At 70.8% G+C, this 14,698-nt stretch carries 11 protein-coding genes; 2 read left to right on the forward strand and 9 right to left on the reverse strand.

Annotated elements, in window-relative coordinates; genetic code table 11:
* Positions 1-39: 39 nt before the first annotated feature.
* Positions 40-1,107, reverse strand: coding sequence for a glycerophosphodiester phosphodiesterase family protein (locus KCH48_RS08090; RefSeq protein ID WP_210571449.1), 1,068 nt, complete (start codon positions 1,105-1,107; stop codon positions 40-42).
* A gap of 104 nt (positions 1,108-1,211) precedes the next feature.
* Positions 1,212-3,443: a cation-translocating P-type ATPase gene (locus tag KCH48_RS08095; protein WP_210571450.1), complete on the reverse strand. Its 2,232-nt coding sequence runs from the start codon at positions 3,441-3,443 to the stop codon at positions 1,212-1,214.
* 165 nt (positions 3,444-3,608) lie between these two features.
* On the opposite strand from KCH48_RS08095, the gene KCH48_RS08100 reads away from it, so the two are divergent.
* Positions 3,609-4,541 carry a hypothetical protein gene (locus KCH48_RS08100; protein WP_210571451.1) on the forward strand — a complete coding sequence of 311 codons (933 nt, stop codon included), beginning with the start codon at positions 3,609-3,611 and terminating at the stop codon, positions 4,539-4,541.
* Between the two features lie 54 nt (positions 4,542-4,595).
* Here the strand turns inward: KCH48_RS08100 and KCH48_RS08105 are convergent, their stop codons facing one another.
* From KCH48_RS08105 to KCH48_RS08120, 4 genes are read right to left on the reverse strand one after another with little or no spacing between them, the layout of a single operon-like run.
* Positions 4,596-5,657, reverse strand: a complete 1,062-nt coding sequence (locus KCH48_RS08105; protein ID WP_210571452.1) for an iron-siderophore ABC transporter substrate-binding protein — start codon at positions 5,655-5,657, stop codon at positions 4,596-4,598.
* Positions 5,657-7,468 carry an ABC transporter ATP-binding protein gene (locus tag KCH48_RS08110; RefSeq protein WP_210571453.1) on the reverse strand — a complete coding sequence of 604 codons (1,812 nt, stop codon included), beginning with the start codon at positions 7,466-7,468 and terminating at the stop codon, positions 5,657-5,659. Before KCH48_RS08110 ends, KCH48_RS08105 begins: the two co-directional genes overlap by 1 nt.
* Positions 7,465-9,159, reverse strand: coding sequence for an ABC transporter ATP-binding protein (locus KCH48_RS08115; RefSeq protein WP_210571454.1), 1,695 nt, complete (start codon positions 9,157-9,159; stop codon positions 7,465-7,467). Before KCH48_RS08115 ends, KCH48_RS08110 begins: the two co-directional genes overlap by 4 nt.
* 52 nt (positions 9,160-9,211) lie before the next feature.
* Positions 9,212-10,579, reverse strand: coding sequence for a lysine N(6)-hydroxylase/L-ornithine N(5)-oxygenase family protein (locus tag KCH48_RS08120; protein ID WP_210571455.1), 1,368 nt, complete (start codon positions 10,577-10,579; stop codon positions 9,212-9,214).
* Positions 10,580-10,664: 85 nt separating this feature from the next.
* On the opposite strand from KCH48_RS08120, the gene KCH48_RS08125 reads away from it, so the two are divergent.
* Positions 10,665-11,612 carry a methionyl-tRNA formyltransferase gene (locus tag KCH48_RS08125; RefSeq protein ID WP_210571456.1) on the forward strand — a complete coding sequence of 316 codons (948 nt, stop codon included), beginning with the start codon at positions 10,665-10,667 and terminating at the stop codon, positions 11,610-11,612.
* A gap of 15 nt (positions 11,613-11,627) precedes the next feature.
* Here the strand turns inward: KCH48_RS08125 and KCH48_RS08130 are convergent, their stop codons facing one another.
* The 3 genes from KCH48_RS08130 to KCH48_RS08140 are packed head-to-tail and all read right to left on the reverse strand — an operon-like array spanning position 11,628 to position 14,624.
* Positions 11,628-12,509, reverse strand: coding sequence for an ABC transporter ATP-binding protein (locus tag KCH48_RS08130; protein ID WP_246884927.1), 882 nt, complete (start codon positions 12,507-12,509; stop codon positions 11,628-11,630).
* Between the two features lie 4 nt (positions 12,510-12,513).
* Complete coding sequence (locus tag KCH48_RS08135; protein WP_210571457.1) at positions 12,514-13,596, reverse strand: iron chelate uptake ABC transporter family permease subunit; 1,083 nt, start codon at positions 13,594-13,596, stop codon at positions 12,514-12,516.
* A 2-nt stretch (positions 13,597-13,598) separates the two neighbouring features.
* On the reverse strand, positions 13,599-14,624 hold the full coding sequence (locus KCH48_RS08140) for an iron ABC transporter permease (RefSeq protein WP_210571512.1): 1,026 nt from the start codon (positions 14,622-14,624) through the stop codon (positions 13,599-13,601).
* Positions 14,625-14,698: the final 74 nt, after the last annotated feature.

Genomic DNA, 14,698 nt, shown 5'->3' on the forward strand with positions numbered 1-14,698 from the left:
GGGTGCCGGAGTTCGCGGCCGGGATCGGCACCGTGACGATCAGCGAGGCCCGTACGCCTTGGGCAGCCGCATGCCGCGCTCGGCCATGATCTCCCGCACCTTGTCGGGGTAGTTGGTGATGATGCCGTCGATCCCGAAGTCCATCAGCGCCTCCACGGTCGCCGGGTCGTCGCAGGTCCACGGGACGACCTTGAGGCCCCGGGCGTGCGCCGCGTCGACCATGGCCTGGTCGGCGTAGAAGCGGAAGCCCGGGTCGCCGACCTTGCCGCTCTGCGGGAAGCCGTAGTTGGGGGAGAGGGTGGTGACTCCGGCGATGCTGTCGGCGGCCTTCACGAAGTCGCCGTCGTAGTCGTCGGCGTCGATCCCGCCGAGCCAGGGGGAGGCGCCGGGTTTGCCGACCTGGAGGAAGTCGTAGTTGGTCAGGGCCACCAGCGGCCACCTCGGCGCGAGTTTGTGCATCGCCTTGAGGGCGCCCCAGTCGAAGGACTGGATGGTGACCTGGCGCTCGATGCCGGAGCGGCGGATCTCCTCGTGGACCCGGCGCACGAACAGCTCGCGCGGCGCGGTCTGTTCGGGGGCGCCCGCCTCGACCTTCGCCTCCACGTTCAGGGTGACCTGCCGGGCCTTGTAGCGCTTGACCAGGTTCAGGACGTCCCGGAGCTCGACCATCTTGAGGCCCTTGATCTGCTCCTGCTCGGGGAAGCCCGGCAACTGCTGGTAGCCGCAGTCCATGGTCTTGATCTGGGCCAGCGTCAGGTCCTTGATGTACTTGCCGACGTACGGGTACATCGAGTCGCCCGGCGTGAGCGGCGCGGTGTCCTTGCACTTCTGGGCGCTGACCTGCCGGTCGTGGGTGACGACGACCTTCTTGTCCTTGGTGATCTGGGTGTCCAGCTCCAGCGTGGACACACCCAGGCGCAGGGCCTTGCCGAAGCCCTCCAGGGACGACTCGGTCGTCATGCCGAGGCCGCCGCGGTGCGCCTGGAGGTCGAAGGAGGGCTTGTGGTGCGGCCCCTCGGAGGTGTGCGCGGTCGTCGCGTGAGCGGCTGCCGGGAAGGCGAGCGCCGGCACCAGGGCCAGGCCGGCGAGGACATGCCTTGAGGACATCGAAACCTCACTCTTGTTCGGTTCGGGGGGCGACCCGAAGACGCTAGTGCGGCCCTGGGGAGCCTACGACGACCTGAGTGTGAGGGGGCTGTGAACGCTGGGCGTCATCCGAGGGGGCGGAAGGCCCGCAGGCGCAGGGAGTTGGCGACGACGAACACCGAGGACAACGCCATCGTCCCGCCGGCGATCATCGGGTTGAGCAGTCCGGCCGCGGCGAGCGGCAGGGCGGCGAGGTTGTAGGCGAAGGCCCAGAACAGGTTGGACCGGATGGTGCCGAGGGTCCGTCGGGCCAGCCGGACGGCGTCGGCCGCGGCCCGCAGATCGCCTCGTACGAGCGTCAGGTCGCTCGCCTCGATCGCCGCATCGGTTCCGGTGCCCATGGCCAGCCCCAGGTCGGCCTGCGCGAGCGCGGCCGCGTCGTTGACGCCGTCACCGACCATGGCGACGGAACGGCCCTCGCCCTGAAGGCGCTTGACGACGGCGGCCTTGTCCTGCGGCAGCACCTCGGCGAAGACGTCCTCGGGCGCGATGCCGACCTGGCGTGCGACCGACTCGGCCACGGTCCGGTTGTCGCCGGTCAGCAGGATCGGGGTCAGACCGAGGCCGCGCAGCCGCTCGATCGCCTCCGGGCTGGTCTCCTTGACCGCGTCGGCGACTTCGAGGACCGCCCGCGCCTCCCCGTCCCAGGCGACGGCGATCGCGGTGCGCCCGGCCGCCTCGGCCTCGGACTTGGCCCGCTTCAGCTCCTCGGGCAGCTCCAACGCCCAGTCGGCGAGCAGCCGTTCACGCCCGACGAGGACGGCATGACCGTCGACGACGCCCTGCACACCCAGGCCGGGCACGTTCGCGAAATCCTCGGGCGCGGGGAGCGCGCCCAGCTTCTCCAGCGCTCCGTCGGCGACGGCTCGGGCGATCGGGTGCTCGGACGCGTGCTCCAACCCACCCGCCAGCCGCAGGACTTCGGACTCGTCGGCTCCCTCGGCCGTGTGCACGGCGAGCAGCGTCATCCGGCCCGTGGTGACCGTGCCCGTCTTGTCGAGGACGACGGTGTCGACCTTGCGCGTCGACTCCAGCACCTCAGGGCCTTTGATCAGGATTCCTAGCTGGGCGCCCCGCCCCGTGCCGACCAGCAGCGCGGTCGGGGTGGCGAGCCCCAGGGCGCACGGGCAGGCGATGATCAGGACCGCGACGGCGGCGGTGAACGCGGCCGTCAGACCCGCACCGTTGCCCAGCCAGAAGCCGAGGGTGCCGAGGGCGAGCGCGATCACGACGGGCACGAACACGGCGGAGATCCGGTCCGCGAGCCGCTGCGCGGCGGCCTTCCCGTTCTGCGCGTCCTCCACCAGGCTGGCCATCCGGGCGAGCTGGGTGTCCGCGCCGACCCGCACGGCCTCGACGACCAGCCGACCGCCCGCGTTGACCGTGGCGCCGGTGACCGGATCGCCCTGGCCCACTTCCACCGGCACGGACTCGCCGGTGAGCATGGAGGCGTCGACGGCGGAGGAGCCCTCGACGACCGTCCCGTCAGTGGCGATCTTCTCCCCGGGACGCACCAGGAAGCGGTCACCGACCTTCAACTCGGCGACGGGGACGGTCTGTTCGCGGCCGTCGGGGCGCAGCACGGTGACGTCCTTGGTACCCAGCTCCAGCAGCGCCTTGAGCGCGGCTCCCGCCTTGCGCTTCGAACGGGCCTCGAAGTAACGCCCTGCCAGGATGAACATGGTGACGCCGGCCGCGGCCTCCAGGTAGATGTTCCCCGCGCCGTCACCGCGGGCGATGGTCAGCTCGAAGGGATGCGTCATCCCCGGCGTGCCGGCGGTCCCGAAGAACAGCGCCCACAGCGACCACAGGAACGCCGCCGACGTACCGACCGAGATCAGCGTGTCCATGGTGGCCGCACCATGGCGGGCATTGGTCAGCGCCACCTGATGGAAGGGCCATCCGGCGTACGTCACCACGGGCGCCGCCAGCGTCAGGGAAAGCCACTGCCAGTTCTCGAACTGCAGGGCGGGGATCATGGCCATCGCGATCACGGGGACGGCGAGGGCGACCGAGGTGAGCAGCCGCTGCCGGAGGGACCGGAGCTCATGGTCGGCCTGCTCGGGCTCGGGCTCGGCCCGCGCGGGCTCCTGCGCGGTGTACCCCGTCGCCTCGACCGTGGCTATCAGATCCGGGACGGAGATCTCGCCGGTGTAGCTGACCCTGGCCTTCTCGGTGGCGTAGTTGACGGTCGCCATGACCCCGTCCATGCGGTTGAGCTTCTTCTCGACGCGTGCCGCGCACGAGGCGCAGGTCATGCCGCCGATGACGAGTTCGACCTGGTGACTGGCCATCATCGCTCCTGGACTTCATACGGGGCAGGGGTATCCTTCTCTCGTCGTCATGTATACCCCTGTGGGGTATCGAGAGCAAGTGCGAGCAAGCCTTGACTTCATACCCCCTGGGGGTATGGTCGGAGCCAGAGAAACGGACCCATAGCAATCCGGAGATCGGAGAACACCATGCGCACCGCACTGAAGCTCACCGCGTTCGCCGCCGCGCTGGCCGCCACCTTCGGCACCGCCTACGGCGTGGGCCAGGGCGTCGCCCCGGTCGTGGAAGACCGCCCGCCCGCACGGCACGACACGCACACCGAAGCGGCGACGGAGGGAGGGGACGACCACGGCGGCCATGAAGCGACACCGGCCGGCGGACTGCAGATCTCCGAGGGCGGCTACACCCTCGACCTGAAGACCCCGCGCGTCACCGCGGGGGTGCGGAGCGAGCTGCGCTTCACGATCCGGGACGCCGGCGGCGACGCCGTCACCGCCTACCGCCGCGAACACGACAAGGAACTGCACCTCATCGTCGCCTCACGCGACCTGATCACCTACCGCCATCTGCACCCCACCCGCGCCGCCGACGGCACCTGGAGCATCCCCGTCGACCTGCCCCGCGCGGGCGGCTACCGCGTCTTCGCCGACTTCACCCCGGCGAAGAAGGGCGCGAAGAACCTCACCCTCGGCGCGGACCTGGCGGCACGGGGTGCCTACGAGCCGAAGCAGATGCCCGCGCCCAGCAACGTCACGAGGATCCACGGCTACGAGGTCGCGCTGTCCGGCGGCCTGCGCCCGGGCGCCGAAAGCGAGCTGAAGCTGACGGTGTCCCGCAACGGCAGGCCGGTCACCGACCTCCAGCCCTACCTGGGTGCCTACGGCCATCTGGTCGCCCTGCGCTCCGGCGACCTCGCCTACCTCCATGTGCACCCCACCACCGCGACGAAGCCGGGCCCCGACATCTCCTTCGCGGCCACGGCACCGAGCGTCGGGACCTACCGGCTGTTCCTCGACTTCAAGCACGCGGGCACCGTCCACACCGCGGCCTTCACGGTCCACGCCGGACAGGCGACGGCGGAAGAGCCCGCGCACGAAGACACAGAAGGGCACGGGCACTGAGACGGAGGCCGGTCGGCTGCTGCGACCGGCCTCCGCGCACATCCGGGCCGAGCGTCAGGACGTCGGCTCGGTCACCTTCGTCGAGGTCTCGCCGTCGACCGCCGCGGCCAGCTGCGGCACCAGACGCTCGAGCATGTAGGGCAGGCTCAGCACCGACACGAAGGAGACCGAGTTGCCGTAGTCGCTGCTCTCCTTGACGAAGACCTCGCGGTCCTCCTTCGCCACCGTCAGATCGGCGTACAGGGAGTTCTTGCGCAGCGCGGCCTTGTCCTTGGCGGTGTCGGAGACGATCCAGACGACCGCGTCGGTGTCCAGCAGATCGGTGCGCTCCTTGCTGATGTTGGCACCGAACTCGTCACCGATGACCTTGTCCAGGTCCTTGGGCAGGGTGAAGCCGAGGTCCGTGAGCAGACGCGAGCGCGGGTCCTGGCTGCCGAAGACGAAGATGCCCTCGTACGGCGTCGCCATCACGGCGCTGGACTTCGCGAACTGAGGGTTGTCGTCGGTCGCCTTCTTGAAGTCGGCCTCGACGCCCGCGACGAGGTCCTTGGCCTCGGCCTCCTGGCCGAGCGCCTTGCCGATGATCTCCGTCTGGTTCTGCCACGGCACGCCGAAGTCGTTGTACTCCTTGGGCTGGGCGACCACCGGGGCGAACTTCGACAGAGTGTCGTACTGCTCCTTGGTCAGGCCGCCGTAGACGGCGAGGATCAGGTCCGGCCTGAGCGCGGCGATCTTCTCCGTCTGCGGACCGGTGCCGGTGTCCTTGAGGACCGTCGGGGCCGCCGCGCTGCCCAGCTTGTCCGTGGCCCAGGGGCCGATCGCGCCCTTGTAGCCGCCGAGCCACTCGGTCGTGCCCACGGGCACCTTGCCCAGCGCGAGCACCGCGTCCTGGTCGGTGAGACCGACCGTGACGATCCGCTTCGGCTCGGACTTGATGGTCGTACTGCCGTACTTGTGCGGGAGGGTCACCGGGAAAGCGGTGCTCGAGGACTCGGTGGCTTCCGAGCCCGCCGTGTCGGAGCCGTCGTCGGATCCGCAGGCCGTGGCGGTGGCGAAGAGGAGCAGCGCGGAGGCGAGTGCCGCGGCGAGCCGGGTGCCTCTGAGAGAGCCGAGCATCAGTGGTCCTTCTTGGTTGTGTCGGTGCTGGGACGGGGCGTGGGGGGCTCGTCGACGGGTGTGCGGGTGCCGGACCACGCCTGCCACAGGGAGGCGTACGGGCCGGCGGTGGCGCACAGTTCGTCGTGGGTTCCGCTCTGCACGATCCGGCCGCCGTCCATGACGACGATCCGGTCCGCGTCGGCGGCCTGGGTGAGGCGGTGGGCGACGACGAGCGCGGTGCGGTGCTCGATCGCCCGGTCCGCCGCCTTCTCCAGCAGACGGGCGCCGGTGCTGCCCGCCTCGGCCGTGGCCTCGTCGAGCACGGCCACCGGCGGATCGGCCAGGACCAGCCGGGCCAGGGCCAGTTGCTGCACCTGGGCGGCGGTGAGGCGGTGTCCGCCCTCGCCGACGACGGTGGACAGACCCTCCGGCAGCGCCTCGGCCCAGTCCAGCGCGTCCACCTCCGCGAGTGCCGCGCGCAGGTCCTGGTCCGTGGCGTCGGCGCGCGCCAGGCGCAGATCGTCGGCGAGCGGCCCGGCGAAGACATGCGTCTCCTGGGTCACCAGGGCAACAGGCAGGCCGTCCGTGGGAGCGTTCAGCTGTACCGAACCGGCGGTCGGCCGGTGCACGCCCGCGATCAGCTTGGCCAGCGTCGTCTTGCCCGCGCCGCTCGCGCCGACGAGGGCGACGCGTTCGCCGGCCGCGAGGGTGAGGTGGATGTCGTGCAGGACGGGGCGGCCGGGCTCGTACGCGTGATGGACGCCCGTCACCGTCACCGCGCCGGACCCGGGACGGTCGTACGGACTCGGTGTTCCGGTTGATGCCTCGGTCGCCGGCCCGTCTGCGACTCCGACCAGCCGGGCGAGCGCCGCCGTCGCCGACTGGGCGTCGTCCAGCAGGACGAGGGCCGAGTTGATCGGGGTGAACAGGCTGTGGAAGTAGAGCGCGGCGGCCGTGGCGGTGCCGATGGAGACGGAGTCGGCGCGCACCAGCAGGAAGCCGGTGACGAGGACGGCGGCGAGGCCGGTGTACTCGGCGATGTGCAGCCGGTTGTAGAAGTCGAGCACCAGCCGCACCCCGCGCATGGTCAGCGCGACCGCGGCCGAGGAGCGCTTGGTCACGTGCGCGGTGTGCTGCTCCTCCATCCGGAACGCCCGTACGGTTCCGGCGCCTGCGATGGTGTCCAGGAGCTGCTGTTGCTGGGACCCCATGGCGATGCGCTGCTCGGCGTAGAGGGGGACGGCATGGCGTACGTACCAGCGTGCGGTCCCGGCCTGGATGGGCACGGCGAGCAGGGCCGCCAGCAGGAACCGCCAGTCCAGCGCCGCCATCGCTGCCAGGGTCAGCACGATGGCGAGCAGGGAGCGGGCCAGTTCGGGCAGCGCGTTGCGCACCGCCTCGCCGACCACCGAGACGTCCCGGGTGACCCGGGCGTTGAGGTCGCCGGAGCCTGCCTTCTCCACCTGTTCCAGGGGCAGTCGCAGGGCCCGCTCGACGAACCGCTCGCGCAACTGCGCCAGTACCGTCTCACCGAGCCGGGAGACCAGCGACAGACCGAGCGCGGTGGCACTGCCCTGCACGACGGCGACCAGCACCAGCAGGACCACGGGGAGGGTGAGATCGTCGGCCGACCGGTGCTCGGCGACCACGTCCACGATGCGGCCCAGCAGTGGCTGGACGATCAGCCCGACCCCCGTCGCCGCGATCATCACGGCGAAAGCGGTGAGCATCAGGCGGCGGTGCGGACGGACGAGTTCACGGACCGCGGCGCGCGTACGGACCGGCGTCGCCGTGGGCAGCAGTTCGCGGGTGGGGGTCGGGTCGGTCATGCCAGCACCGCCGCTCGGTAGGACTCATGACGGCGTATCAGGTCGGCGTGTGGAGCCGTGTCGGAGACCCGTCCGTCCTCCAGCAGCACGACCCGGTCGGTGACCGACAGGAGCCCGGGGCTGGTGGTCACCAGGATCGTCGTACGGCCCTTGCGGATCTCCCGGATTCCGGTGGCGATGCCCGCCTCGGTGACCGCGTCCACCGCGGTGGTCGGATCGTGGACGACCAGGACGGGCCGGTCGGCGGCCAAGGCGCGGGCCAGGGCGACCCGTTGGCGCTGTCCGCCGGACAGCGACCGGCCGCGTTCGCTGACCGCCGTGTCCGCGCCGTCCGGCAGGGACTGGGCGACCTGCGCGACCCCGGCCGCCGCCATCGCCGGCTCCGGATCGGCGCCGTCCGGGGCGGACGCCGTGACGTTGTCGTGGACGGTGCCCTCGAAGAGGTCGGCGTCATGCTCGGCGACCAGCATCGCCGTACGCAACTGAGCCGGATCCAGATCCCGCAGGCATACGCCGTCCAGCTCGACCGTGCCCGAGTCCGGGTCGGTCTGCCGGGCCAGGGCGCGCATCAGGTCCGTGGCCTGGGCTGGGTCGGTCGTGACCACGCCCAGCAGCTCGCCGGGCGCGACATCCAGGTCGACGTCGCGCAGCCCGCCGAGGCTGACGCCGCTGAGCCGGACCGCGCCGCGCACCGGCTGGGGGAGGGTTCCCTCGCCGGGGTCGACGGTGTGCGGGGCGGCGAGCACCTCGGCGATCCGGGAGGCGGAGGCGCGGCCCTGGGCGAGCTCGGCGTTGACCCACGCGAGGACCTCCAACGGGCCGAGCAGGAACAGCGCGAGCCCGACCGCAGACACCAACTGGCCCAGACTGATGGAGCCGTTGGCCGCGAGCCGGCCGCCGACCAGGGCGACGGCGGCGATCAGACAGCCCGTCAGGGTCAGCACCATGCCGCTCTGGAAGGCCTGCGCGCGGGCCGCTTTCAAGGTGGCCTGGAGGGAGTCGCGACTGGTGGTGCGGTAGCGGGATATGGCGGTCGACTCACCGCCGATGCCCTTGAGGATCCTCAGACCGGCCACCAGATCGGCGGCGACGGCCGAGGCGTGCGCGGCCCGTTCCTGCTCGGCCTCGCTGCGGGACTCCAGCGGCTTGCTGAGCAGGTGGCCGAGCCACAGCAGCACCGGCGTGCCGAGCAGGACGACCAGGCCGAGCGTCACCGACGCCCGCAGCAGGACGACGGCGCAGGCGAGGATGCCGGCCAGGGCCGAAATCCCCGCCATCAGCGCCATGTTGACGGCGCCGACCCGCTTGGCGTCCTCGGTGGCGACATTGGCGAGCGCGCCCGGCAGCCGGCCCTCCTCCGCCCCGCCGCGTGGATGAAGGACGCGTCGTACGAGGGTGATCCGCAGGTCGTGTTCGGCCTGCGCGGCGGCCCGGTCGCCGGACCAGGCGCCGTAGCGGTAGCTGAGCGCGAGTCCCGTGTAGACCACGGCGAGGACGGCGAGCCACCGCAGCAGGGCGCCGGTGTCGGAATCCGTGACGGCGCGGTCGATGACGACGCCGATGAGGACCGGCACCAGCGCCTCGCCCGCCTGGTGTCCCGAGCCGAGGAGCGAGCCGAGCGCGACATCACGCCGCTGCCCCTTGATCGACCGTCTGAGGACGTCACGTCCCGACGGATTTGAAGGACCCACCCGCACCCCTCCGGGATCGGACGACCGTTGAATCGCTCAACAGGCTGAAAACTTAGGTGAGGCTACTCTGACTTGACGAATCTTGCCCAACTGGGTCGTCGGCGTCGCCGCGCCGGTGAGTGAGCAGGGAGTCGAGGATCTCGCCGGAGCGTACGGCGGTCGTGGACAGGAGGGTGGATGTGAGGCCGTGGGTGTGCTCGGTCGCGCCTTGCAGGTAGATACCGGCGGTGACCTCGGGTGCGGCCTCCACGCGATGGTCGCGTCCGACGCGTACGGCGTCGTTGTCGTCCCGCAGGCAGAGCTTCGCGGTCCGGCCCAGCAGGGGGTCGAGCTCCCTCGGGCGGTACCCGGTCGCATGGACCAGGATGTCGCAGGCGATGACCTCCCGTTCCCCGGTGGGAAGGTACTCGACGGTGACCTCCAGGCGGTCGGGCAGTTGCCGCACGTCCCGGATGCGGGACACGTTCCGCAGCTGGAGGCGCTCGCGGCCCTGGACCTTCTCGCGGTACATGGTGGCGTACAGCGACTCGATCAAGTCCATGTCGACCACTGAGTAGTTGGTGCTGCGGTGGTAGTCGTACAGGGCCTGCTTCACCTCGGGCCGCGCCTGGAAGTAGACGTCCACGGCCTCCGGGTCGAAGATGCGGTTCGCGAACGGGCTGTCGTCGGCGGGTGTGTAGCCGTACTTGGCGAAGACCGCGCAGATCTCCGAGTCGGGGAACGAGCGGTGCAGGTAGTCGACGGCTTCGGCGCCGCTCTGTCCCGCGCCGAGGACCAGGATGCGCTGCACCGACTCGCCCCGGCCGGTCAACTCGCGGGTGCGCGGGATCAGTTCGCTGTTGTGCCAGATGCGGTCCGAGAGGGCTATGTCGGGCGGCACATGGGGTTCCAGGCCCACGGCCACCGAGATGTTGCGGGTGCGGCGGACCACCGTGCGCTGTGGATCGCCGGGCACGCGGCTGACTACGTCGAAGAAGCGGACCTCGCCGCCCTCGGCGGTGACCGGTTCCACGGCGAGGACTTCGGAGTCGTACGTGACCAGGTCCGCGACCCGGGCGGCCGCCCACTCGAAGTACTCGTGGAACTCGATCCGCAGCGGGAAGAGCGTCTTCGCGTTGAGGAAGTCGACCAGTCTGCCGCGCTCGCGCAGGAAGCACAGGAAGCTGAAGTCGCTTGTGGGATTGCGCATGGTGACCAGGTCCTTCAGGAAGGACACCTGCATGGTCGCGTCGTCGATGAGCATTCCGCGGTGCCAGCCGAAGCCCGTCTGGCGTTCCAGGAATCCGGCGCGGATCCGGTCCTGTGGAGCGGCACGGACGTTGTGTTCCTCGATTGCTATGGCCAGTGCGAGATTTGACGGCCCGAAACCGATTCCGAGCACATCGTGGACGGCGGCAGGTTCGTCGTGCAGTGCGTTCACCGCAACTTCCCTTCCCTTAGGCGCCACCGATGTTAAATAAGGTTAGCCTTACCTTGCAATGGTGTGTCCTACGAGAGGATCGACTATGCGGGTCGTCATGTTCGGCTATCAGACCTGGGGGCACCGCACGCTCCAGGCTCTGCTGGAGTCCGATCACGAGGTGGTCATGGCCGTCACCCACCCCAAGAGCGACCACGTATACGAGAAGATCTGGGACGATTCGGTCGCCGATCTCGCCGAGAAGCACGACATCCCCGTACTGCTGCGCAACCGTCCCGACGACCCCGAACTCCGCGCCGCCCTGCGGGACATGGAGCCCGATCTGATCGTCGCCAACAACTGGCGCACGGTGCTCCCGCCGGAGATCTTCGACCTCCCCACGCACGGCACGCTCAACGTCCATGACTCGCTGCTGCCGGCCTACGCGGGCTTCTCCCCGCTGATCTGGGCGCTCATCAACGGCGAACGCGAGGTCGGCGTCACCGCACACCGCATGAACGCCGAACTCGACGCGGGAGACGTCCTGTTGCAGCGGGCGATCCCGGTGGGCCCGCGCGACACGGTCACCGATCTCTTCCACCGCACCGTCGACCTGATCACCCCCGTGGTCCACGAGTCGCTGGACCTGATCGCCTCCGGCCGGGCGCACTGGATCCCACAGGACCGCGACAGGGCCACCTTCTTCCACAAGCGCTCGATGGAGGACAGCCGCATCGACTGGACCTGGCCCGCGGAAGCCCTGGACCGGCTGGTCCGCGCCCAGTCCGACCCGTACCCCAACGCCTTCACCCACCACCGCGGCGAACGCATCCGCATCATCGAGGCGGAGGTCTCCCAGGGCTGCTACGGCGGCACGCCCGGGCGCATCTTCATCCGCGAGGGAGACGGGGTGGTCGTGGTGGCGGGTGCGGAGGCGCGGACCGGGCGGCTGCACGGACTGCTGGTCAAGCGGGTGCGGACGGAGGACGGGACGGAGCTCGCGGCGTCGGAGTACTTCCGCACGATGGGCGGGTATCTGACCGCCCGCCCCTGACGGGCGTCCGCGTTCTCAGTCCGCCGCCTGTGCCATCGGCTGCAGCGGCGCGCCCTGGTGATGACGTCCCATCGGGATCACCATCGGCGTGCCGCTGACCGGGTCCAGGGTGATGCGGCAGTCCAGGTCGAACACGTCCGCCACCGTCTGAGCCGTGATCACCTCGGCCGGAGTTCCCTCGGCGGCGATGCGGCCGTTCTTCATGGCGACCACGTGATCGGCGTAGCGGCAGGCCTGGTTGAGGTCGTGCAGGACCATCACGACCGTGCGGTTCTCACGCCGGTTGAGGTCCGTGATCAGGTCCAGGACGTCGATCTGGTGGGCCAGGTCCAGATAGGTCGTGGGCTCGTCGAGGAGGAGGACGGGGGTGCCCTGCGCCACGGCCATCGCGATCCAGGCCCGCTGGCGCTGACCGCCGGACAGCTCGTCGACGGGGCGGTCCGCCAGGTCCGTCATACCGGTCGCCGTCAGCGCCTGTTGCACGGCCTGCTCGTCCGCCTTCGACCACTGCCGCCACCAGGTCTGGTGCGGTGAACGGCCCCGGTTCACCAGGTCGATGACCGTCAGGCCCTCCGGCGCCACCGGGCTCTGCGGCAGGATGCCCAGACGCTGCGCCAGTTCCCGCGTCGGTATGGAGTGCAGCGCCCTGCCGTCCAGATGGACCGCCCCTTCGCGGGGCGCCAGCAGCCGGGCCAGGGCGCGCAGCAGCGTCGACTTGCCGCAGGCGTTGGCGCCGACGACGGCGGTGATCCGGCCGGGCGGCACGGCCAGGTCGATGCCGTCCACCACCAGGCGGTTGTCGTACGCCAGACGCAGACCGCTCGCCCGCAGGTCCGGGTCGGCGGGGGGCAGCGAGTCGGCCGGCCCGGCATCGGTCTTCATACGGTCGGTCGACATGGGATCAGCCTCCTGAACCCGCGCGGTTGGCGCGGACGAGCAACCAGAGCAGTACGGGCGCGCCGAGCACGCCCGTGACGATTCCGACCGGCAACTCCGTGCCGGAGAACAGCGTACGGGCGATCAGGTCGCCGCCGAGGACCACCAGCGCCCCGGTCAGCCCCGAGGCCACGGTGGGCGGCCAGGCGGTGCCCGCCAGTCGCTGGGCGATCTGCGGTGCTGCCAGCGCCACGAACGCGATCGGGCCCGCGGCGGCGGTCGCGAAGGCGATCAGGCCGACCCCGCTGAGGAGGATGGCCAGGCGCACCGGTTGCACCCGCGTGCCCAGGCCGGTCGCCACGTCGTCGCCCAGCTGGAGGGTGCGCAGCAGCCGGCCGAGCAGCAGCGCCGTCGGCAGCAGGACCGCCAGCGCGATGGCGAGGGGGCCGACCTGGGACCACGTACGGCCGTTGAGGTTGCCCACCAGCCAGCCCAGCGCGGCCTGGGCCTGGAACCGCCCGCCCTTGGCCACCAGATAGTCGGTGGCGCTGGTGCAGATCCAGGCCACGCCGATGCCGATGAGGATGATCCGGTAGCCGGTGGTGCCGCGGCGCCAGGCCAGGGCGTACACCAGCAGGGCCGTGGTCAGCGCACCGAGCAGGCCGAGCGCCTGCGTGCCGAGGCCTCCGTCCCAGCCGAGCACGATGCCCGCGACCACGAAGGTGCCCGCGCCCTGGGTGAGGCCGATCATGTCGGGGCTCGCCAGCGGATTGCGGGTCATCGTCTGGAACAGCCCGCCGGAGACACCGAACGCGATGCCGGCCAGCAGCCCGACCAGGGAGCGGGGCAGCCGCAGTTCCTGGACGACGAGCACGGTGCCGGGGTCCCCGGAGCCGACCAGGGCCCGCACGACGTCGCCGAAGGCGATGGGGTAGTCGCCGATCGTCAGGCTCCAGCAGAAGACGAAGAAGGTGCCGGCGCCGAGGACCGCGCACACCGCCACCAGACGGGGGCGGATGATGCCGGACAGCGGCGGCACGGTCAGGCGGTAGGTCCGGACCGGCGCGGAACGGGTCTTCGCCGCAAGGGACTTGAAGGTCGTCGTCATCCTCATGCCTCCGCGAGCTTGCGCCGTCTGACCAGGGCGATGAAGAAGGGTCCGCCGATGAAGGCGACGACGATCCCGGCCTGCACCTCGGTGGGCCGGGCGATCATCCGGCCGATGATGTCCGCGGCAAGGAGCAGGCTCGGCGCGAGCACCGCGGACAGCGGCAGCAGCCAGCGGTGGTCCGGGCCGATGCCCGCCGACTGGGCCAGCGCACGGGCGACATGGGGGACGACCAGGCCGATGAAGACGACCGGCCCAATGGCCGCCACCGCCGCTCCGGTCAGCAGGGTGATCGCGGTGACGCCGCCGAGCCGGATGAGGCCGACCCGCCGTCCCAGGGAGGCCGCCACGTCCTCGCCGAGGGCCAGGCTGTTGAGGGCGGGCGCGGCGGCGAGGGCGAGTACGGCACCGACGGCCAGGAAGGGCAGGATCCGCAGTACGGTCGCCCCGTCCTGGTCGGCCATCGAGCCGGCGGTGAAGAAGCGGTAGCGGTCGAGCGCGTCCGGGTCGGTCAACGCGATCGCGCTGGTGAGGGAGTTGAGCAGCGCGGTCACCGCGACGCCGGCGAGCGCCAGCTTGACCGGCGTCAGACCGGAGCGACCGAGCCTGCCGAGCAGGAAGACCAGGACGCTCGCCACGAGCGCACCGGCGAAGGCGAACCAGACGTACCCGTAGAACGAGCCGAGGCCCAGCACGCCGACGGCCAGCACGATGGCGAAGGACGCACCCGCGGTGACCCCCAGGATTCCGGGGTCGGCCAGCGGATTGCGGGTCAGGGCCTGCATCAGCGCCCCGGCCAGCCCGAGCGCCGCCCCCGCGGTGAGTCCGAGCGCGGTGCGGGGCACCCGTGCCGACCAGATGACGTTGTCGACGAACCGGCTCGGCGCGTCACCGAACAGCGCGCGCACCACCTGGTCCGGCGGAATGCTGGCGGCGCCGAGGGCGAGCGACAGCAGACAGAGCGCGAGCAGCACCACGCCCAGCGATGCGACGAGGAGAACAGGGCGAACCCTTCTGCCCCGCGTCACCGTGCGGTCTCCAACGGGCAACTCCCTTAGGTTAGGCAGACCTTAATCCTAGTGGTCGATAACAGGTCGACCCA

It is taken from the genome of Streptomyces sp. GESEQ-4 (assembly GCF_017948455.1).
GTDB lineage: Bacteria > Actinomycetota > Actinomycetes > Streptomycetales > Streptomycetaceae > Streptomyces.

Bases quoted from the DNA above. Each gene is read 5' to 3' on its own strand.
- KCH48_RS08090 (WP_210571449.1), bottom strand. From the start codon at position 1,107: ATGTCCTCAAGGCATGTCCTCGCCGGCCTGGCCCTGGTGCCGGCGCTC.
- KCH48_RS08095 (WP_210571450.1), bottom strand. From the start codon at position 3,443: ATGATGGCCAGTCACCAGGTCGAACTCGTCATCGGCGGCATGACCTGC.
- KCH48_RS08110 (WP_210571453.1), bottom strand. From the start codon at position 7,468: ATGACCGACCCGACCCCCACCCGCGAACTGCTGCCCACGGCGACGCCG.
- KCH48_RS08100 (WP_210571451.1), top strand. From the start codon at position 3,609: ATGCGCACCGCACTGAAGCTCACCGCGTTCGCCGCCGCGCTGGCCGCC.
- KCH48_RS08125 (WP_210571456.1), top strand. From the start codon at position 10,665: ATGCGGGTCGTCATGTTCGGCTATCAGACCTGGGGGCACCGCACGCTC.
- KCH48_RS08135 (WP_210571457.1), bottom strand. From the start codon at position 13,596: ATGACGACGACCTTCAAGTCCCTTGCGGCGAAGACCCGTTCCGCGCCG.
- KCH48_RS08130 (WP_246884927.1), bottom strand. From the start codon at position 12,509: ATGTCGACCGACCGTATGAAGACCGATGCCGGGCCGGCCGACTCGCTG.
- KCH48_RS08105 (WP_210571452.1), bottom strand. From the start codon at position 5,657: ATGCTCGGCTCTCTCAGAGGCACCCGGCTCGCCGCGGCACTCGCCTCC.